The following is a 19,251-nucleotide window of genomic DNA, read 5'->3' on the forward strand; positions in this document are numbered from 1 at the left end:
CAAGGACCGACCGTGATCGAATCCGCCCAGCTCGCCCTGGCGAACCTCCTGGCTCCGGCGGTGCTGTTCTTCCTTTTAGGGTTCGGAGCCGGCTGGTTCCGCTCGGACCTGGCGATTCCGGAGAGCGCGGCCAAGACGCTGGCCCTCGTCCTCATGCTCTCCATCGGCTTCAAGGGCGGGGTCGAAGCCTCCAAGGCCGGCCTCTCGCAGGCTTTTCTAAGCGCCGCGGGAGCCGGCGTGGCCCTGAGTTTCGGCATCCCGCTGTTGGCGTTTGCGATCCTGCGGGCCGTCAGCCGGCTGGACCGCACGACCGCGGCCGCGACGGCGGCGCACTATGGCTCGGTCTCCATCGTCACATTCGTGGCGGGGACGGAATTCCTGCGGGTCAGCGGCATACCCTTTGGCGGCTACATGGTGGCCGTCGTCGCCCTGATGGAGACGCCGGCCATCCTCTCGGCCCTGGTGCTGGCCGGCACCGGCGCCGCCGGCAGGCAGGGCCTTCGCGGCGAACTGGTGCGGGAAGTCGCCCTGAACGGCTCGGTCGTGCTGCTGATCGGCGCCTTCCTGATCGGCGTGCTCACGGGCGAAGGCGGCATGGCCAAGCTGGATGTCTTCGTCGGACCGGTCTTCCAGGGGGTTCTGGTGCTTTTCCTGCTGGAGATGGGCCTGGTGGCCTCGCGGCGGCTGCGCGAAGCGCGCAGCCTGACGCCGGCCCTGGTCGGCTTCGCCCTGGTCATGCCGCTGATCTCGTGTGCGATTTCGCTGCTGCTCGGCTTCCTCCTGCGCTTGCCGCCGGGCGACGCCGCGGTGCTGGCGATCCTGGGCGCCAGCGCTTCCTATATCGCCGTGCCGGCGGCCATGCGGATCGCCCTGCCGGACGCCGATCCGGGCGTCTATCTGACCCTGTCGCTGGCCGTCACCTTCCCCTTCAACCTCGTCGTCGGCATCCCGCTCTACACCGCCGCGGCGTCCCTGCTCGTGAGGTGACCATGCAGACCGCGCGCCGCAAGAAGCTGGAAATCGTGGTCGAGGCGCTGGTGCTGCGCCGGGTCGAGGAGATGCTGGGCGAGGCGGGCGTGCGCGGCTGGACGGTGCTGCCGAGCCTGGAGGGCGCCGGAACCGGCGGCGGCTGGAGCAGCGGCGACTTCGCGCCGGGCCAGGAGAAGCGGCTGATCTTCGCCGTGGTTTCCGATGAAACGGCCCAGAAGGCGCTGGAGCGCCTGGCCGCCTTCTTCGCCGACTATCCGGGCGTGGTCTGCGTCTCCGAGGTCGAGGTCCTGCGCGGCGAACGCTTCCTGTAGAAACGAAAGCGGCGCGGAACCGGAGTTCCGCGCCGCCCCGAAAGGTCAAGCCAGGTCGATCACCAGCTCACCGACACCCGGCCATAGACGTAGCGGCCGGACCGCCCGAACGGGGAGTAGTTCGAGAACGGCGTGTTGGAGGTGGTGTTGAGGCTCGGCGGGGTCTTGGTCGGATACTCGTCGAAGACGTTGTCGGCGCCGAGGGTCAGGCGGACCTTTTCGGTCACGTCCCAGCGGCCTTCCAGGTCGAGCAGGGTCCGCGGCTCCAGCACCAGGTCCAACGCCGCCGTGGTGCCGGGGCTCAGCACCTCGCCATAGCGGGTGGCCCGCACGGTCGCGCCGACCGGGCCGTAGGTCCAGTCCATCGAGCCGGAGAACTTCGACTCCGGCGTGCCCTTCTCGAAGGTCAGCACGTTCACCCGGTCGAACAGCACCGGGGCGGGGTTGAGCGCCGACAGCTGGGCGGTCACCGGCACCCGCGTCACCTTGGTGGAGTTGAAGTTGGCTCCCAGGGTGAAGGCGAAGACGCCGATCTCCTCGGTTGGGACCCGGAAGTTGGCGATCACGTCCAGCCCTTCGGTGACGGTGTCGACCCCGTTGATGAAGAACCGCCCGCCGCCGACGCCGACGAAGCCCTGCGACTGCAGATAGGCCCGCACATTGGCCTGGGTCAGGTTCTCCGACAGCACGATGCGGTTGTCGACTTCGATCCGGTAGGCGTCCACCGTCAGGTTGAACGCGCCCATGCGGAAGACCGCGCCGATCGCGTAGTTCAGCGACTCTTCCGCATCCAGGGGCTTGGCGCCCAGGGCCGCGGCCACCGGATCGGTCGCCGGGAAGGTGGTGATGTCGAACGGCACCCCGTTGATGAAGTTGGTCGAGGTGGCGGTGAAATACTGCTGCTGCAGCGAGGGCGCGCGGAACCCGTTCTGGACCGAGCCGCGCAAGGCGAAGTTCTCGGTGACGTCGTAGCGCAGGGCGATCTTGCCGGTCAGGGTTTCGCCGAAGTCCGAATAGTGCTCGAACCGGGCCGCCGCCGAGGCCAGCAGCTGGTCCGTCAGATTGGCTTCCAGGTCGAGATAGACGCCGACGGAGCTGCGATCGACGTCGACCTCGTTGGCCGGGCGGAAGCCGGGGAAGACCTGGGCGCCGGAGGGCGTGGGCGCCCCGTTCAGCAGGACCCCGCCGTTGCGGTAGGAATCCGGCTCGCCCGCGTGGATCTGGTAGCCCTCTCGACGCACTTCCATGCCGGTGGCGACGTTGAGCGGCGAGGCCAAGCCCACCTCGTAGGTGCGCACCCCCGACAGGTTGAAGACCAGCTGGTTGTATTCGAAGCCGCCGGCGTCGAACACCGTCTTGCTGGACGGGCCGATGGACCGGTTCAGGGTGTCGCGGATGACGAAGTCCATCTGGTTGGACCCGTAGACCAGCGAGGCGTCGAGGTCCCAGGCGCCCATCTGCCAGGCCATGCCGCCGCCGACGGAGATATCCTCAACCGTGGGATTGATGAGCGGCAGGAAGCCGTTCGGATAGATCGAGATGATGTTCCGGTCGTCGAGCGCCCGGCGGAAGAAGCCGGCCGAGGTGGAGTCGCGGTTCTGGTAACTGGCCCAGCCATAGAGCTTGGCGGTGTCGGAGAGGTCATAACCGGCGTTCGCGAACAGGGTGTACTGCTTGATATCCGGCTCGCCGTACCAGGCGTTGTAGCGGTCGATGGTGGCTTCGCGCGGATCGAAGGCGCCGTTCACCAGCGGATACTGCTGGCGCCAGTCGGGGGCTGTGCGCACGGTCTTTTCCTGGTCGAGGTACTCGGCCGCCAGGGTCAGGAAGCCCGCCTCGCCCAGCGGTAGGCCGATCCAGCCGGAAAGGTTGACCGTCTCGCCGTCCGTGCGGTCGTAGTTGGCCTTGTCGGCCACGCTCCAGTTGGCGCCGGCAGGCGGGGCGCCTACCAGGGTCTCCACCGTCGTGACCCGCGCGCCGTAGGTGGCGGTGACGTTGCCGCCGCTGGAGGCTTCGCGCAGGCGCAGGTTCAGCACGCCGGCGATAGCGTCGGAGCCGTACTGGGCCGAGGCGCCGTCGCGCAGCACCTCGATCGACTGCACCATGGCCGAGGGGATGGTGTTGAGGTCCACCGCCGAGGAGCCGCGGCCGACCGTGCCGTTGACGTTGACCAGCGAAGCCGAGTGCCGGCGCTTGGAGTTCACCAGCACCAGGGTCTGGTCCGGGGCCAGGCCGCGCAGGGTGGCCGGCCGCACCGTGTCCGTGCCGTCGGCGAGGCCCGGCCGGGGGAAGGTGAAGGAGGGCAGGGCGACAGAGAGCGCCTGGTTGACCTCGGTCACGCCCAGCTTGGCGAGTTCGGCGGCGCCGATCACGTCCACGGGCACGGCGGTGTCCAGCGCGGTGCGGTTGGCTGCCCGGGTGCCGGTGACCACGAATTCTTCCACTGTAGTCTGGTCCGCCGGCTGGGCGACCGCCTGGCCGCCGAGGAGGAGCGTCGCAGCCGATGCTGTGGCGAGCAGAATGTTTCGAGATTGCATGTTCTTCCCCTGAGCCTGCCGCCGTCATCGGCGCGGATCCTTCAGGCCCCGGACGAAAAGCTAGATCGGTTCTCTCGTGCGCGCCGTGTCCGCACTGTCACAGAACGGCGCAATCTTAGCTATCGGCGGCTTGACTAACCGCGACATGACGCCGCTTCGCCAGCGGCGGGTGGAGTGGAAGCACGGCGTCAGGGGCGCAAAAAGAAAACGGCGCGGAACTGGGGTTCCGCGCCGTTCGCAAGGTTCGAAGCCGACTTGAAGGCTCAGCGCTCTTCGTAGTCGCCTTCCTGCTGGCCCGCGCCGCCTTCGAGCAGGTCCTGGGCGGCTTCCACGTCGGCCAGGCGCTCCTCCTCGAATTGGGCGGCGATGACGTTCTCGCCGCGCGCCTGGCGCTCGGCTTCGTCTTCGCTGCGGGCGATGTTGATGTTGACGGTGATCGTCACTTCCGGGTGCAGGCGTACCTTCACCGGATGGACGCCCAGCGTCTTCAGCGGCTTGTCGAGCACGACCATGGCGCGGTCGATCTTGCCGCCGGCGGCATTGACGATCTCGGCCACGTCGCGGCCCGAGACCGAGCCATAGAGCTGGCCGCTCTCGCCCGCCTGGCGGATCATGACGTAGGAGCTTTCGTCCAGGGACTCGCCGGACTTGGCGGCGGCTTCCTTGGCCTTGGCGTTGCGCGCCTCGATCTCCGCACGCTGAGCGTCGAAGATCTTCTTGTTGGCGCTGGTGGCCCGCAGGGCCTTGCCGCGGGGCAGCAGGTAGTTCCGGGCGAAGCCGTCCTTGACGGAGACTTCGTCGCCCAGGCCGCCACGGCCTTCCACGCGCTCGAGCAGGATGACTTTCATCTGTGCGGCTCCCTTACTTCACGACGTAGGGGAGGAGGGCGAGGAAGCGGGCGCGCTTGATGGCCTTGGCCAGCTCACGCTGCTTCTTGGCCGACACCGCGGTGATGCGGGAGGGCACGATCTTGCCGCGTTCGGAGACGTAGCGCTGCAGCAGCTTCACGTCCTTGTAGTCGATCTTCGGGGCGTTGGCGCCGGAGAACGGGCACACCTTGCGGCGGCGGAAGAAGGGGCGGCGCGGGGCGGCCGAGGCGGCCGGCGCGGCGGAGGTTTCGTCGGTCATCTGAACCCTCCCTTTCTTAGGATTGGAAGTCGTCGCGACGCGCTTCGCGGTCGCGGCGGGCCAGGATGGGCGACAGTTCCAGGTCGAGCTCCTCGACGCGGACGGTCATGTAGCGCAGCACGTCTTCGTTGAGCGACAGCTGGCGTTCCATCTCCTTCACCGCCGGCGCCGGAGCGTCGATGGCGAGCAGGGAGTAGTGGCCCTTGCGGTTCTTCTTGATGCGGTAGGTGAGGTTGCGAAGACCCCAGTACTCGATCTTGGCGACGGCGCCGCCGCCTTCTTCGATCAGAGCCTTGATCTGGTCGTTGAGGGCTTCGGCCTGTTGCGGCGAGATATCCTGCCGCGAAATGACGACGTGCTCGTAGAGCGCCATGGTTCCTTTTCCCTTTGGAAGGCGGCGCGTCCGGAGGCGGGTGACCGCCGGAAACGATGGCTCTCCTGCGCGGCGGCCGGGGCTTTCCCGACCCTTTCGCGTTCCGGCTGGAGACCGCCTTCCGTGAAGAGGCGGGCTAGTAGGCGAAAACCCCGGCCAGGGCAAGCCTGTTGCTGCGCCGGGCGAACGCCGGAATGATCCCCCTTTCATGACGGCGAAGGGGACGGGCGCCATGCGGGCGATGTGGAGACGGACGGCGGCGGCGGGCCTGGCTCTGATGTTGGCTGCAAATCCAGTGATCGCTCCGGCGCAGGAGTCCATCCCGGCGGAGACGGACGCCCTGGTCCGCCGGCTGTTCGCCGCGCAGGACCTTGAAGGGCAGATCCGCAAGATGTTCGTCCCCCTGGCGCCCATGTTCGGCCGGGCCGCGGCGGCCGACGTTCCCGACAGCGAGCCGCTTCTTCGGGAGGCGATCGCCGAGACCGTCGCGGAGGTCGTCGAGCAGGTGCTCGTGCCGCGGATGATGGAAGAGGCGGTCCCCGTCTACGCCTCGGTCTTCACACGCGAGGAACTGGAGGCCATCGCCGCCTTCTACGAGAGCGCCGCAGGCCGGGCGATGCTGGCCAAGCAGCCGCAGGTCGAACAGGCCTGGGCGCCTCGCATGATGGAACTTCGGCCGCTGCTGGAGAAGGAACTGCGCGAGCGGGCCTGCGCCAAGATTGACTGCAACGCCGCGATCAAGGCCAAGCCGCGCTCGACCCGCTAGACCCTACCGCTTCGGATTCTTCGCCCGCCAGGCCCGAACCGCGCCCAGCGTCTCGGTGACGTGCTCGTTCGCCTTCATGTCGGAATAGGCGTGCACCACCTCGCCTGAGGGGGCGATGACGTAGGAGGTGCGGCTGGACCAGCCCGGCCGCACGGCCAGGGTGGCGTCGTAGAGCCCGGCGATCCGGGCGTTGGGGTCGGCGGCCACCGGGAACTTGCCCGAGCACTTCTCGGTATCGGCCGAGAAGGAGGCCAGCTTGTCGAGATTGCCTGCGGTGACGCCGATCACCGTCGCCCCCTGGGCCTGGAAATCGTCGATGGCCTCGGCGAAGAGGCGCGCTTCCAGATTGCAGCCGGCCGTCTCGGCCGCCGGGAAGAAATAGACCACCACCGGCCCCTTTCTCCGCGCCTCGGCGAGCGAGAAGGTGATCGGCTTTCCGGCCTGGAAGCCGTCGGCGGTGAAGTCGGGCGCCCGGGCGCCCGGCTTCAGCGCGGCCAGGGCGGGGGCGGCCGCCAGGGCGGCGAGGGCGGCGATGAAAGCGATGCGGCGCATGAGGCGATCTCCGGGTTGCGCCGACTATAGGAGTGATCCGCCGACTTGTCTTCGGGCCCTGGGGCCCCGCGCTTTCGTCCGTCAAGCTTTCGGTAAGCTTGCCAGGCGTTCACCGCCTTTGTTGGGGTTATCGCAACAGCCTGGCTGCTAACTGCCTGATGTTACGGGGCGTCTGGAAGTTGGGGGCTATGCGGGCAATCACCATAGCAAGTCTTGGCGCGTCGGCGCTTCTGGGCCTGGGCGCGCTGGTCGTCGCCAAGGTGCTGCTGCCGGCGCAGGGCAATGTGGCCCAGGCCTCCGCGCCGGCGCCTGCCGCCGACCTGGCGGCGATGGTCGTCGCCCGCGAGGACATCGCCTATGGCGAACGGCTTGAAGCCCGCCGCCTGATCGTGGTGCGCGCGCCAAAGGACGCGGTGCCCGCCGGAGCCTTCACCTCCGTGGACCAGGTGCTGAAACAGGACAACGGGCAGCCGCCGCTCGCGCTGCAGCCCATCGCAGCGCGCGAACCCCTGCTGCCGACCAAGCTGTCCGGCCCCGGCGCGCGCCCGACCATCGCCGCGGAGATCGCGGCCGGCATGCGCGCCTACACCATCGCGGTTTCCGACGTTTCCGGCGTGGGCGGCCACGCCCTGCCGGGCGACCATGTGGACGTGGTGCTGATGCGCGACCTCGCGCCCGACGAGGATCGCCGCGTGCTGCAGTCCGAGATCGTGCTGCAGAACGTGCGGGTGCTCGGCATGGACCTGAACGCCGACCCGACCTCCAGCAAGCCCGCCGCCCCCTCAACCGCCACCCTGGAGGTGACGATGAAGGACGCCCAGAAGCTGGCGCTCGCCGCCGATCTGGGGCGCCTGTCGCTCGCCCTGCGCGGCGCGGGCCAGGCGGAGATCGAAGCCCACGCGCCGCTCGGCGCCGGCGACGTCGTCACCGGCGGCGTCCGCGCCGCCGCTGGGCCCGCCCGCCCGCGCGCCGCCGGCCCGTCTTCGCCGCCCGCCGGCCGCCTGATCACCATCGTCGAGGGCGAAGGCGTATGAGCTCGGAAACCCTGAAGATGAAGTCCCTGTTCGCCGCTGCGTTCGCCTTCGCCGCGCTCGCCGTCCCGGCCGCTGCGCCGGCGGCCGAGCCTTTCTCCAGCGAATATGCGCGCAGCCGCATCATCACCGTTCCCAAGAACAAGTCGGCCTCGTTTCGCCTGGACGGGCCGGCTTCAAAGATCGTGGTCGCCCAACCCGAGACCGCTCAGATCGTCGCCACTACGGATCGCAGCTTCTATGTGCGCGGCAAGGCGTTGGGCGCCACGAACCTCCTGATCTACGGCCCCGGAGGAAACCTGCAGGAAGTGGTCGACGTGCGTGTCGGCTACGACGCCGAGGCCCTGCAGGCCGACCTCGCCGCAGCCCTGCCGGGCGAGCCGATCGAGGTGCGCAATCTCGGCGAAGGCCTGCTGCTGCTGGGCGACGTCTCGAACACCGCCGTGGCGACCAGGGCGCTCTCCTTGGCCGAGCGGTTCGCGCCGGAGGCGGTGACCTCGGGACTGACCGTGCGCGCCTCCCAGCAGGTGATCCTCGAGGTCCGTGTGCTGGAAGCCGGGCGCTCCGACCTGAAGGAGGCGGGCTTCGACCTCGCCGCCGCCAACAACTCGCGCTTCCAGTTCGTCTCCGGGTCGGGCCTGCTCGGTTCGATCTCGCCGCAGGGTGCCCTGCGGGTGACGGGCTCGCTCGGCACCGCCGAGATCGACATCATCCTGCGCCTGCTGGAGGAAAAGGGCGTCATCCGCACGCTCGCGCGGCCCAACCTCGTGGCGCTGTCGGGCGAAAAGGCCACCTTCCTGGCCGGCGGCGAGTTCCCGTTCCCGGTGCCCAGCGACCGCGACCGGGTGACCATCGAGTTCCGCGAATACGGCGTGAAGCTCGAATTCGAGCCGGTGGTGCAGGACAACGGCCTGATCCGCCTGCGGGTGGCGCCTGAGGTCAGCCAGCTCGATAACCGCAACAATGTCCGGGTGCTGGGCGTGGATATCCCAGGCTTGGTGGTCCGCCGCACCGAGACGACGGTCGAGCTGCGGGAGGGAGAGGCCTTCGCCGTGGCGGGCCTGTTCCAGCAGGACTATGTGAACCAGGTGCGCCAGCTGCCGGGCGCCGGCGACGTGCCGGTGCTGGGCGGGCTCTTCCGGTCTTCGCGCTGGCGGCGGCAGGAGACCGAGCTCGTGGTCATCGTCACGCCGCGCCTGGCGACCGCCGCGGACCTCGCGCCGGAAAACCAGCCCGATCCGATGGGCGGCGAAGAGCCCAGCGCCATCGACCTGATCCTGAGCGGCAAGGCTCTCGACAAGCCCCTGCAGACGCCGGTGGGCGAGGGACGGGTCCGTCGCCGGGGCCGCCCGGGATGATCGAGGTATCGCGTACGGAGGCGCCACGACCATGACGCACTGGAGTCTGCTCGGCCGCCGGGTGCTGGCGATCGGCCCCGCCCTCGGCCCGCTGGCCCGCGGCCCGCTGTTCGGCGCGGCGCTGGAGGTGGCCGGCGTGGAGCGGCTCGCCGACGTCTCATCGGCGACCGTCGACCTTCTGCTGATCGACGCCGACGCGGTGGAGCCGCAGGTCCTGGCCGATGCGGTCGCCGCCCTGGGGGCCGACTCCTCGCCCCCGACCCTGGTGGTGGGCTCGCGTCTGCCGGCTTCGGTGGTGCGGGCGCTCATGCGGATCCGCACGGCCGACGTGCTGGAGAGCCCGTTCAGCGACCAGGACCTGCAGGCGGCGGTCTACGCGCTTCTGGACCGCGACGGCATGGAGGTCCCCGCGCCGTCGCAGCACGCCTCGCGCTGCTGGTCGGTGGTGGGTGCCGTGGGCGGCTCCGGGGCCACCACCATCGCCATTGAAATCGCGAGCGCGCTCGCCGCGCGCAGCGGCAAGGACAACAGCGTCTGCCTGGTGGACCTGCACCTGGCCGACGGCGCGGCGGCGGCCTATCTGGGCGCCGCGCCCGCCATGGCGCTGGCCGAATTCGGGCCGGCGGCTGAGCGGATGGATGCGGCCCTGCTGGCCGCCTTCACCACGCCGGTGGGGAAGGGGATCGACCTTCTGGCCTGTCCCCGCGATCCGGTCGCCTTCGAGCAGATCTCCCGCGAGGCCGTGCTACGCATCCTGGAGATCGCCTGCGACACCTATGATTTCGTGGTGGTCGACATGCCCCGGCACCGCCGCCCCTGGACGCTCGAAGCCCTGGCCGGCTCCGACGAGGTGCTGGTGGTGAGCGAGCTGACCGTACCGGCGCTGCTGGCCGCCCGGGCGCTCTGCGGGGAGATCGAGGCTGCGCTGCCGCCGGCGCGCCGGGCGCGCGTGGTGCTGAATCGCCTGGCCTCGCGCATGTTCGGCCCCGCGCCGTCGACCGCCGAGGCCGAGCGGGCGCTGGAGCGCCAGGCCGACGCCGGGATCGCCTCGGACTGGGAGGCGGCCGCGGCCTCGGTGAACCTCGGCGGCCCGGTGCGCCAGCATCGACCGAAGTCGAAGATCGTCCGCGACGTCGCAGCCCTCGTCGACCGCCTGCTGGGCGTCGAGACCCAGGCCCGGCGAAGCGCCTGGAGCCGGAAGGCCGCCTGATGAGCCGCTTCAACCTCTCCCGCGCCGTCGCCGCCGCGCCTGAGGCGGAAGCGGAGGCCCCAGCGCCGCCTTCGCCGCCCGTCGCTTCGGCCCGGCCGGAGAACGCCCTGCTCGACGTGAAGCTCAAGCTCCACGCCCGGCTGATCGAGGAGCTGGACCTTTCAAAGCTGGAGAAGCTGGAGGAGCACGAACTGCGCCGCCAGGTGATGGGGCTGGTGGGCGACTTCGCCCGGGCCGAGCGGCTGGTGCTGAACACCACCGAGCTCGAGGAGTTGGGGTCCTCCGTCTATGACGAGATGGTGGGGCTCGGCCCCATCGAGCCGCTGCTGAAGGACGACAGCGTCAACGACATCCTGATCAACGGCCCCTATCAGGTCTATGTGGAGCGGCGCGGGGAACTGGAGCCCACGCCGGTCCGGTTCCGCGACAACGACCACCTGCTGCGCATCGTCAACCGCATCGTCGCCGGCGTCGGCCGCCGGATCGACGAGAGCCAGCCCATGGTGGATGCGCGCCTGCCGGACGGCAGCCGGGTCAACGCCGCCATCGCCCCCATCGCCATCGACGGCGCCTGTGTCTCGATCCGGAAGTTCTCCAAGAAGCCCTACACCCTGGAGAAGCTGGTGGACGTCGGGGCCATGCCGGCCTGCGTCGCCGAGTTCCTGCATGGGGCGGTGCGCTCCCGCGTCTCCACCGTGATCTCCGGCGGCACCGGGTCGGGCAAGACCACCATGCTCAACGCGCTTTCGGCGGCGATCAGCCACAAGGAACGGCTGATCACCATCGAGGACGCCGCCGAGCTGCAGATGCAGCAGCCGCACGTGGTGCGCATGGAGACCCGGCCGCCGAACATCGAGGGCAAGGGCGAGATCCGCCAGCGCGAACTGGTCAAGAACGCCCTGCGGATGCGCCCCGACCGGGTGATCCTGGGCGAGGTGCGCGGCGAGGAAGCCTTCGACATGCTGCAGGCCATGAACACCGGCCACGAAGGCTCCATGGCCACCATCCACGCCAACAACCCGCGCGACGCCATCACCCGCCTGGAGCAGATGGTGGCCATGTCGGGCATGCGGCTGACCCCGGAATCCATGCGCGGCCAGATCGCCTCGGCCATCGGCATGATCGTGCAGGTCATGCGCCTGTCGGACGGCAAGCGGAAGGTGATGAGCGTCACCGAGATCACCGGCATGGAAGGCCAGGTGGTCCAGATGCAGGAAATCTTCGCCTTCCACCGCACCCACACGACCGCCGACGGGATCGTGCACGGCGAGTTCCGCGCCACGGGCCTGCGGCCGCGCTGCCTGGACGAGATGATCCGGCGCGGCATCGCCTACGACACCGCCAATTTCGATCCGTCGCGGGTGCTGGGCTGATGGCGTTCGACGCGACCGCCGTCTACCTGATCCTGGTGTTCGCCGCGGTGTTCTCGGCGGCCCAGGCGGCGTTCGGCCTGCTGACCGCGGCGCGCACCAAACGCCAGGTGAACCAGCGCCTGAAAGTGGCCGAGCGGGTGGGCGGCATCCAGGAACTGGTGGTGGAGCTGCGCAAGCAGCGCGGCCTGTCGGCCAGCGGCGACCTCAAGGCGGGGCTGCGTTGGCTCTCGGAGCTGATCGTCCGGTCGGGCGTGCCCTATGACGGCCGCCGCTGGGCGCTGGCCGTGGCCGTCGCCACCGTCGTGGGAGCGGCCTTCGGCGTCGTGCTCGCCCGAAGCCTGTTGGCGATCCCGATCGGGGCCCTGCTGGGCGGGATCGGCGGCCCGATCCTGTTCCTCAAGATCATGGCCGGGCGCCGTTCGAAGGCCCTCAGCCTGCAATTGCCGCAGGCCCTGGAGATCGTGGTGCGCAGCCTGGAGGCCGGGCATCCGGTGCCGACGGCGGTCGCCCTGGTGGGCCGCGAGATGGCCGATCCCATCGGCTCGGAATTCGGCATGGCCGCCGACGAGATCGCCTACGGCGCTACGCTCGAGCAGGCGGTGGAGCGGATCGCCCTGCGATGCCAGCATCCGGACGTCGACCTGTTCGCCGCCACCGTGCGCTTGCAGGAGCGGGCCGGCGGCAATCTGACGGGGCTCCTGAAGCTGAACGCCAACACCGTGCGCGAGCGCCACCGGATGCGGCTGAAGATCAAGGCGGCCTCGGCGGAGGGGCGGGTGTCGGCCATGATCCTGACCGCCGCGCCCTTCATCGCCGCGGGCGCCATCACCCTGCTGTCGCCGGACTTCTACGGCGAAGTGATCCACGAGCCCTTCATCCAGATGGGGCTGGCCGGCTTCGGCGTCTGGATCACGATCGGCAACATCGTGATGCGCAAGATGGTGGACATGCGGATCTGAGCCATGGACGCCGCCGCCCTCCAAAACCTGTTCTTTATCCTGGCGCTCGCCCTGCTGGGCGCTGCGGCCCTCGGAGGCGTGGCGCTGGCGGCGGGCGAAGCGCGCGCCCGGGCGCAGCGGCGCGCGCGGTTCCAGGCGCCCGGCGGATCCTCCACGCCCGTCCTCGACGCAGGCGAGGTGCGGATCTTCGGCGTGGCGGTGGCGGGGCTGAAGCGCCTGGGCCAGCAGGCGGCGGTCCGCGATCCCTCCAAGGTGTCCGACGTGCGCATGCGGCTGATGCGGGCCGGCTACTTCAACCGCGATGCGGCGATCTACTATCTCGGCGCCCGGGCCGCGGCCCTGATGGCCGCCACGGTCGGCACGCTCCTGCTCCTGCCGTTCGCCCTGAAGGGCGGGGGGATGGCGCCAATTGGGCTCGCCGCCACGCTCGCCATCATCGCCCTGCTGGGCCCCGACCGCGTGCTGAAGATGCGGCAGGACGACCGCGAGCGGGAATATGCCGACGGCTTCCCCGACCTCCTCGACCTGCTGGTGGCTTCGGTGGAGGCCGGCCTGAGCCTCGACGCCGCCGTCGCCCGCGTCTGCGACGAGCTGTCCCGGCGCTATCCCCGGCTGACCATCCACCTGCGCCTGCTGACGCTCGAGCTGCGCGCCGGCAAGTCGCGCAAGGAGGCCTGGGCCGCCTTCGCCGACCGCCTCGGCATCGATGACGCCCGGGCGTTGGCCACCATGCTGCGCCAGGCCGAGGACATGGGGACCAGCCTCGGCGAGACCCTGACGGTCTTCTCCACCGACATGCGCCAGAAGCGGATGCTCCGGGCCGAGGAGAAGGCGCTGGCCCTGCCGGTGAAGCTGACCGTGCCGTTGATCCTGTTCATCTTCCCCTGCCTGATCGGGGTGCTGCTGCTGCCGGCCATCTTCCGCTTCAGCCAGGCCTTCTCAAATGGCGGGTTCGGCGGCGGCTAGGCGCTTGCGCCGAGGCGGGAACACGGCCGATAAGCTTGCGCCCATGGACTTCGCCGCCCTTCGACCCTACGCCGCCCACGTCCTCTCCGACGCCGCGATCCCGGAGCTCCCGAACCCCTATCACGGCAAGGTGCGGGACAATTACGACCTGCCCGACGGGCGGCGGATCATCATCGCCAGCGACCGCATCTCGGCCTTCGACCGGATCCTGGCGGCGATCCCATTCAAGGGCCAGGTGCTGACCCAGACCGCGCGGTTCTGGTTCGAGCGGACCGCGGACATCTGTCCCAACCACGTGCTGGAATACCCCGATCCGAGCGTGGTGGTGGCCCGACGCCTCGACATCCTGCCGGTGGAGATCGTCGTCCGCGGCTATCTGGCCGGGACCACCGGCACCTCGATCCTGACCCTTTACAAACGGGGCGAGCGGGAGATGTACGGCCATCGGCTGCCTGACGGTATGGCCGACAACGAGAAGCTGCCGGCGCCGATCATCACCCCCACATCCAAGGCCTTCGACGGCGGTCATGACGAGCCGCTGACCCCCGACCAGATTCTCTCCCAGGGCCTGCTGACCGCGCAGCAGTGGGAGACGCTGTCGCGCTACGCGCTCGCCCTTTTCACGCGCGGGCAGGCGATGGCGGCGGAGCGCGGGCTCATCCTGGCCGACACCAAGTACGAGTTCGGAACGGATGCGGAGGGGCGGATCGTCCTGGCCGACGAGATCCATACCCCCGATTCCAGCCGCTACTGGTTCGCCGAAAGCTATCCGGAGCGGTTCGCGGCCGGCCAGCGGCCGGAAAGCTTCGACAAGGATTTCGTCCGCGCCTGGGTGGCGGAGCGCTGCGATCCCTATTGCGATCCGATCCCGGAGATTCCCGCCGAGATGATCCTGCAGACCGCGGCGGTCTACATCCAAGCCAGCGAAACCATCACCGGCGAACAGTTCGAACTCCCGGCCTCGGGCGAGCCGCCGCTGGAGCGGATTCGGCGGAACCTTGCGCGGTTCTTCTAAAGACCTAGACCTCGGCCTCGCCCCGCAGAACCGCCACGCAGGCCCCCGCCACGGTGGCGAAGATGCCGTCCGGCGTGCGGCGGGCTCCGGCGCGTAACAGGCTGGGGCGGCCCATCTCGACCCCCTGGACGATGTCCCACCGGCCTTCGGTGGCGTCTGTCAGCGACAGGAGCAGGGCGGCGAGCGGCGTGGCGGCGCTGCCGGTGGCCGGGTCCTCGTAGGTTCCCGAGAGCGGCGCGAACATGCGGGCGCGCACGTTCTCGCCCTCCCGCGCGTAGAGATAGATGGAGAAGCGCTGGCGCAGGTCCTCGTCGTGGGCGGTGGCGGCGCGGAAGGCCGCCAGGTCCGGCGAGGCTCGGCCGAGGGCCTCGCCGCTCACCTCGGCGATCACGAAGGGGTTGCCCACCGAGGCGAAGGTCGGGACGTGGCGATCGGTGCGCACGTCGGACGGCTGCAGGCCTGCACAAGCGGCGACGACTTCGGCGGCGATGTCGGGGCCTGTGGACAGCGGCTTCGGCGCGGCGATCATGGCGCCGTCCGCATCGGCGCGGACTTCCACCACCCCGGCCGGGACCTCCAGCCGCAGCAGCCCGTCCTTTCCGAAGCCCTCACGCGCCAGGACCCAGCCCGTGCCGATGGTCGGATGCCCCGCAAAGGGCATTTCGGCCGTGGTGTTGAAGATTCGCACGCGCGCCGTGTTGGCGGAATCCTGCGGCGGCAGGACGAAGGTCGTCTCCGAGAGGTTGAACTCCGCCGCCAGGGCCTGCATCTGCGCGTCGGTCAGGCCGCGGGCGTCCGGGAAGACAGCAAGGGGGTTGCCGCCGAAGCGGGTTTGCGTGAACACGTCGAGCGTGACGAAGCGATAGGCGGTCATGTCCATAGGCTTGGCATGAAATAGCCGATTGGCAAAGTGACAATGTATGCGCGGCGGATGGTCCGCCGGCTGACAGGGCGCCTACCCTAAGGCGCGTCAACTATTCTACTGTCGGCGTGAGAAGGGGGCGGCCGGCCCCGGGAACGCGAGGACCAGGCTTGCCGACCGTTGCTTTCGTCAGCCCGAAGGGCGGGGCGGGGAAGACCACCGCCGCGCTTCTGCTCGCGCTCGGACTATGCGAGCGGGGCCAGCGGGTGGCGATCATCGATTCCGATCCCAACAAGCCGATGGTGCATTGGGCGAGCCTGCCTGGGCGGCCCGACCGCATCTCGGTCCATGCCGCGCCGACGGAGTTCGACATCCGCGATGCGGTGCGTGAGGCCGCGCGGAAGAACCCCGACTGGATGATCCTGGACACGGAAGGTTCGATCCGCGGCGCGATGGTGTTCCGTTCGCTGCATCCTCATCTGATCCTGACTCCTCTGGCGGCCTCGCAGCTCGAGGCCCTCCAGGCGATCAAGGCCAGCGAGATCGTCGGCCAGTTCGGCCGCCACGGCGGCCAGGCCCCGCTGCATCGGGCGCTGCTGACCCGCGTTCCGGCCGCCTTGCGGACGCGTTCCCTGAAGCTGGTGGTCGATCAGCTTCGGGAGCACCGGATGGAGATGCTGCCCACCGCCCTTATCGAGAAGGAGGCCTTCCGGGCCCTCTTCGCCGTCGGGGGCGGTTTCGAGGCCCTGGAGCGCGAAGGCATTTCCGGAATTCCGGCCGCCAAGGCCAACGCCAAGCTCTACGTCGAGGCCGTGCTCGTACTTCTCGGGCGCGCCCAGGCGCCGGCCGCCTGAAGCTCAGCCGCGCCCCGCAAACCAGCGCAGGCGGTAGGCGTTCATCGCCGTCTCTCCCAGCCGATCCGTCAGGCGGAAATTGACCACCGCGCCGACCGGCGCCCCGACCACGGGCAGCAGCTGAGCAAGCTTGGCCAGGTCGATATAGTCCCGGTACTCCTGCTGGAACCTCCGCCAGTCGATCTCCGCCACGCCCTGAGGGTGGGGCCGCGCGTCCCAATCCGTCATCTCTCCCAGGACGTCCCGGCGGTGCTCGGGGCTGGAGAAGGTGAGCTGGAAGATGTGCAGGATGTAGAGCCGTTCGCCGAAGTCCGCGGTCGGATGCCCGTAGATCGCCGCCAGCTCGAACAGCATCTTGACCTTGATGGCCATGAAGGCCGGGAAATCCGCCGCCGCCATCAGGAATCCGCCCGCCCCGGTGACGCCGCCCTCGGCCGCCGCGGCGGTTCGGTAGAAGGCGATGCGCTCGCGGGCGCGGGCCTCGCGCGCCTGCAGGCTCGCGCCCGCGATCGGAGAGGGATTGATCAGACCCGATCCGGTCAGGATCGCCCGCGTCATCTGTTCGATCGCGGCGGTGACGACCTTGTGGACGCGTTCCGGGATCGCCCGGTTGATACGCTGCTGCAGGGCGCGGGCCGCGCCCGACAGCGCGCCCGCGGGCTTCAGAACCTGGGCCCGCCAGGCTGCGGCCTCGGCGGCGGCGTTTCGTTCGTAGGCCTCTGCGCCAGCAGCGGTCATGGCGGTCAGTGCGCCGGGGCGTACTTCTCCAGGGGCATGTCGAGGAAATCGGGCGTGATCGCGTTGTACTGCGCGGCCCAGCCCAGGTCGCGGACGACGTCCTGGTGGCCCTGCCAGATCATGTGGAGCGCGACGTAGAGCACGATCAGCAGGCCGACATAACCGATCCACCGGTACTTGTGCAGCAGCCGGGCGATATAGGTGGCGGCCACGCCCATGAGGGCGATGGAGAGCAGGAGGCCGAAGACCAGGATCGCCGGATGCTCGCGCGCCGCCCCGGCCACGGCCAGCACGTTGTCCAGCGACATGGACAGGTCGGCGATCAGGATCTGGATGAAGGCCGAGCGGAACGTCTTGGGCTGGCGGGCGGCGATCTCCTGCGGGGGATGGGTGGTCGGATCCCCGTCCATGACCGCTTCGGCCGCGGCCTCTTCAGGCTCGGCCTGGTCGCGCAGCTCGCGCCACATCTTCCAGCACACCCAGAGCAGCAGCAGGCCGCCCGCCAGCAGCAGGCCGACGATCCCGAGGAGCTGGGTGGTGATCAGCGCAAAGCCGATCCGCATGGTGACCGCCGCGATCAGCCCCCAAAGAATGGCCTTGCGTCGCTGCTCGACCGGAAGCCCGGCGGCGGCGAGGCCCACGGCCACGGCGTTGTCGCCGGCCAGGACCAGATCGATCATCAAGACTTGAAAGAATGCGGCCAGCGCGCCGGCGGTGAAAAGATCTTCAAACATCGCGCCCTGAATGCTCTACCGCGGGCGCGACCGCAACCGCCATGCGGACCTCAGGCGAGCCCTTCGTCGCGTTTCGCCGCCGTCGCCCCCCGTCGGCGCGCCGCTTCCAAAGATTTCAGGGCGAACAAGCCGATCGCCGCCAACATCAGCAGGGCGGCCGCCGCGAAGCCCAGGGGCATGCTCGATCCTCCGATCCGCGGGCCGGATCGTTAACCTATTTTTCCCCGGCGCCAAGCGCCGAGAGTCGGGGGCGGGCCGCTTCGTAGAGCGCGACCGCCGCCGCCGCGGAGACGTTCAGGCTTTCAAAGCCGCCGGGCATCGGGATCTTCGCCAGTTCGTCGCAATGTTCGGCCACCAGGCGGCGCAGGCCTTCGCCTTCCGAACCCAGGACCAGCACGGTCGGGCCGCCGTCCAGCGCTTCGGCAAGGTCGCTCTGCGCCCCGCCGTCCAGGCCGACCGCCCGCCATCCGGCTTCGGTCAGCTCCTCGAGGGCGCGGGAGAGGTTCACCACCCGGGCGGTGGGGATCTGGTCGACGGCGCCGGCCGCGGCCTTGGCGAGCGCCCCGGTCAGCTTCGGCGCATGCCGGTCCTGCAGGACGACGCCCGCGGCGCCGAAGGCCGCGGCCGAGCGGAGGATCGCCCCGACGTTCTGCGGATCGGTGACCTGGTCGAGCATCAGCAGCACCGCGCCCGGTCTGGGACGGAAGGCGTCGAGCCCCCATTCGGGGAGCGGCGGGATGCGTAGGGCGACGCCCTGATGCACCGCGCCGGCCGGCAGGTTCTGCGCGATCAGGCCCGCCTCGGCGATCTCCAGGGCCCGGAGGCGGCCGAATCGCGCCTCGATCTCCTGGGCGCGCTCGGAGGTGGCGAGCAGCCGCTGCGGCGCCTCGCGCGCCGGGTTCGCCAAGGCCGCGCTGACTGCGTGCCATCCCCACAGCCAATCGTCCGACCCCTTGTGGGCCTTACGGTTGAGGTGGCCATGAGCCCCCTTTTTTCCGCCTTTCCAGGGCGCGTTGCGTTCGCGAGGGGAGGACACTATAAGACGCGCTCCAAATTGGGGCCGGCAGGGTTCTTCGCGCAAAGCGATCGGCCCGTCCAGGCTCCGATGCGGCTCCGAGCGCGCTGGGGGAATGTCCCGAGCGGCAAAGGGGGCGGACTGTAAATCCGCTGGCGTCAGCCTTCGCAGGTTCGAGTCCTGCTTCCCCCACCACGCGCCGGAGCGAGACGACTTTTTTAGGAGACCAGCGCGAGCCCCGCGCATCTTCGGCGGGTATAGCACAATGGTAGTGCAGCAGCCTTCCAAGCTGAGGATGCGGGTTCGATTCCCGCTACCCGCTCCAATCCTCTAGAGACCCCAAGCCGGCAGGATCCCGATGGCCAAGGAAAAGTTCGAACGCACGAAGCCGCATTGCAACATCGGCACGATTGGTCACGTGGACCATGGGAAGACGACGCTGACGGCGGCGATCACGATGACGCTGGCGAAGTCGGGCG

At 69.5% G+C, this 19,251-nt stretch carries 22 protein-coding genes and 2 tRNA genes; 14 read left to right on the forward strand and 10 right to left on the reverse strand.

Features of this window, described 5'->3' with window-relative positions; genetic code table 11:
- Positions 1-12 precede the first annotated feature (12 nt).
- The gene (locus tag ACK41C_RS18400; RefSeq protein WP_409657371.1) at positions 13-987 is read left to right on the forward strand and encodes a sodium-dependent bicarbonate transport family permease; all 975 of its coding nucleotides are present in this window, start codon (positions 13-15) and stop codon (positions 985-987) included.
- A gap of 2 nt (positions 988-989) precedes the next feature.
- Positions 990-1,301: a P-II family nitrogen regulator gene (locus tag ACK41C_RS18405; protein ID WP_409657374.1), complete on the forward strand. Its 312-nt coding sequence runs from the start codon at positions 990-992 to the stop codon at positions 1,299-1,301.
- A 59-nt stretch (positions 1,302-1,360) separates the two neighbouring features.
- On the opposite strand, the gene ACK41C_RS18410 is transcribed toward ACK41C_RS18405, so the two are convergent.
- The 4 genes from ACK41C_RS18410 to rpsF all read right to left on the reverse strand — a co-directional run bounded on the left by ACK41C_RS18410 (position 1,361) and on the right by rpsF (position 5,339).
- Positions 1,361-3,838, reverse strand: a complete 2,478-nt coding sequence (locus ACK41C_RS18410; RefSeq protein WP_409657377.1) for a TonB-dependent receptor plug domain-containing protein — start codon at positions 3,836-3,838, stop codon at positions 1,361-1,363.
- A gap of 263 nt (positions 3,839-4,101) precedes the next feature.
- Positions 4,102-4,686: a 50S ribosomal protein L9 gene (rplI, locus tag ACK41C_RS18415; protein WP_409657380.1), complete on the reverse strand. Its 585-nt coding sequence runs from the start codon at positions 4,684-4,686 to the stop codon at positions 4,102-4,104.
- Between the two features lie 13 nt (positions 4,687-4,699).
- Complete coding sequence (gene rpsR, locus ACK41C_RS18420; protein ID WP_409657383.1) at positions 4,700-4,966, reverse strand: 30S ribosomal protein S18; 267 nt, start codon at positions 4,964-4,966, stop codon at positions 4,700-4,702.
- 16 nt (positions 4,967-4,982) lie between these two features.
- A complete protein-coding gene (gene rpsF, locus ACK41C_RS18425; RefSeq protein WP_409657386.1) occupies positions 4,983-5,339 on the reverse strand; it encodes a 30S ribosomal protein S6 in 357 nt (118 codons plus the stop codon).
- A 208-nt stretch (positions 5,340-5,547) separates the two neighbouring features.
- Between rpsF and ACK41C_RS18430 the strand changes: the two genes are divergently transcribed.
- Complete coding sequence (locus ACK41C_RS18430) at positions 5,548-6,105, forward strand: DUF2059 domain-containing protein (RefSeq protein WP_409657389.1); 558 nt, start codon at positions 5,548-5,550, stop codon at positions 6,103-6,105.
- Between the two features lie 3 nt (positions 6,106-6,108).
- Here ACK41C_RS18430 and ACK41C_RS18435 read toward each other — a convergent pair whose 3' ends face one another.
- Positions 6,109-6,657, reverse strand: coding sequence for a peroxiredoxin (locus tag ACK41C_RS18435; RefSeq protein WP_409657392.1), 549 nt, complete (start codon positions 6,655-6,657; stop codon positions 6,109-6,111).
- Positions 6,658-6,845: 188 nt separating this feature from the next.
- On the opposite strand from ACK41C_RS18435, the gene cpaB reads away from it, so the two are divergent.
- From cpaB to ACK41C_RS18470, 7 genes are read left to right on the forward strand one after another with little or no spacing between them, the layout of a single operon-like run.
- Positions 6,846-7,691, forward strand: coding sequence for a Flp pilus assembly protein CpaB (gene cpaB, locus ACK41C_RS18440; RefSeq protein ID WP_409657395.1), 846 nt, complete (start codon positions 6,846-6,848; stop codon positions 7,689-7,691).
- Positions 7,688-9,046: a type II and III secretion system protein family protein gene (locus ACK41C_RS18445; RefSeq protein ID WP_409657397.1), complete on the forward strand. Its 1,359-nt coding sequence runs from the start codon at positions 7,688-7,690 to the stop codon at positions 9,044-9,046. Before cpaB ends, ACK41C_RS18445 begins: the two co-directional genes overlap by 4 nt.
- Before the next feature lie 31 nt (positions 9,047-9,077).
- Positions 9,078-10,256, forward strand: coding sequence for a CpaE family protein (locus tag ACK41C_RS18450; protein WP_409657400.1), 1,179 nt, complete (start codon positions 9,078-9,080; stop codon positions 10,254-10,256).
- On the forward strand, positions 10,256-11,629 hold the full coding sequence (locus ACK41C_RS18455; RefSeq protein WP_409657403.1) for a CpaF family protein: 1,374 nt from the start codon (positions 10,256-10,258) through the stop codon (positions 11,627-11,629). Before ACK41C_RS18450 ends, ACK41C_RS18455 begins: the two co-directional genes overlap by 1 nt.
- Positions 11,629-12,588: a type II secretion system F family protein gene (locus tag ACK41C_RS18460; protein WP_409657406.1), complete on the forward strand. Its 960-nt coding sequence runs from the start codon at positions 11,629-11,631 to the stop codon at positions 12,586-12,588. Before ACK41C_RS18455 ends, ACK41C_RS18460 begins: the two co-directional genes overlap by 1 nt.
- 3 nt (positions 12,589-12,591) lie before the next feature.
- The gene (locus tag ACK41C_RS18465; RefSeq protein ID WP_409657409.1) at positions 12,592-13,554 is read left to right on the forward strand and encodes a type II secretion system F family protein; all 963 of its coding nucleotides are present in this window, start codon (positions 12,592-12,594) and stop codon (positions 13,552-13,554) included.
- Between the two features lie 43 nt (positions 13,555-13,597).
- Positions 13,598-14,569 (forward strand): phosphoribosylaminoimidazolesuccinocarboxamide synthase, encoded by a 972-nt coding sequence (locus ACK41C_RS18470; RefSeq protein WP_409657412.1) that lies wholly within the window; start codon positions 13,598-13,600, stop codon positions 14,567-14,569.
- 4 nt (positions 14,570-14,573) lie between these two features.
- Here ACK41C_RS18470 and ACK41C_RS18475 read toward each other — a convergent pair whose 3' ends face one another.
- Positions 14,574-15,443, reverse strand: a complete 870-nt coding sequence (locus ACK41C_RS18475) for a PhzF family phenazine biosynthesis protein (RefSeq protein WP_409657415.1) — start codon at positions 15,441-15,443, stop codon at positions 14,574-14,576.
- 158 nt (positions 15,444-15,601) lie between these two features.
- Between ACK41C_RS18475 and ACK41C_RS18480 the strand changes: the two genes are divergently transcribed.
- On the forward strand, positions 15,602-16,285 hold the full coding sequence (locus ACK41C_RS18480; protein ID WP_409657418.1) for an AAA family ATPase: 684 nt from the start codon (positions 15,602-15,604) through the stop codon (positions 16,283-16,285).
- A gap of 3 nt (positions 16,286-16,288) precedes the next feature.
- On the opposite strand, the gene ACK41C_RS18485 is transcribed toward ACK41C_RS18480, so the two are convergent.
- Genes ACK41C_RS18485 through rlmB form a run of 4 tightly spaced genes read right to left on the reverse strand, consistent with a single transcriptional unit; the run spans position 16,289 to position 18,793 of the window.
- Positions 16,289-17,023: an EcsC family protein gene (locus ACK41C_RS18485; protein ID WP_409657421.1), complete on the reverse strand. Its 735-nt coding sequence runs from the start codon at positions 17,021-17,023 to the stop codon at positions 16,289-16,291.
- Between the two features lie 5 nt (positions 17,024-17,028).
- Positions 17,029-17,757, reverse strand: a complete 729-nt coding sequence (locus ACK41C_RS18490; RefSeq protein WP_409657424.1) for a TerC family protein — start codon at positions 17,755-17,757, stop codon at positions 17,029-17,031.
- 50 nt (positions 17,758-17,807) lie between these two features.
- The gene (locus tag ACK41C_RS18495; protein WP_409657427.1) at positions 17,808-17,936 is read right to left on the reverse strand and encodes a hypothetical protein; all 129 of its coding nucleotides are present in this window, start codon (positions 17,934-17,936) and stop codon (positions 17,808-17,810) included.
- Between the two features lie 35 nt (positions 17,937-17,971).
- Positions 17,972-18,793, reverse strand: a complete 822-nt coding sequence (gene rlmB / locus ACK41C_RS18500) for a 23S rRNA (guanosine(2251)-2'-O)-methyltransferase RlmB (protein WP_409657430.1) — start codon at positions 18,791-18,793, stop codon at positions 17,972-17,974.
- Between the two features lie 88 nt (positions 18,794-18,881).
- On the opposite strand from rlmB, the gene ACK41C_RS18505 reads away from it, so the two are divergent.
- The 3 genes from ACK41C_RS18505 to ACK41C_RS18515 all read left to right on the forward strand — a co-directional run.
- Positions 18,882-18,967, forward strand: a tRNA-Tyr gene (locus ACK41C_RS18505).
- A 56-nt stretch (positions 18,968-19,023) separates the two neighbouring features.
- Positions 19,024-19,097 (forward strand) — tRNA-Gly (locus ACK41C_RS18510).
- 33 nt (positions 19,098-19,130) lie between these two features.
- On the forward strand, positions 19,131-19,251 hold a 121-nt coding region (locus ACK41C_RS18515), incomplete at its 3' end, for a GTP-binding protein (protein ID WP_236849606.1).

The organism is Phenylobacterium sp. (assembly GCF_046290725.1).
Lineage (GTDB): Bacteria > Pseudomonadota > Alphaproteobacteria > Caulobacterales > Caulobacteraceae > Phenylobacterium.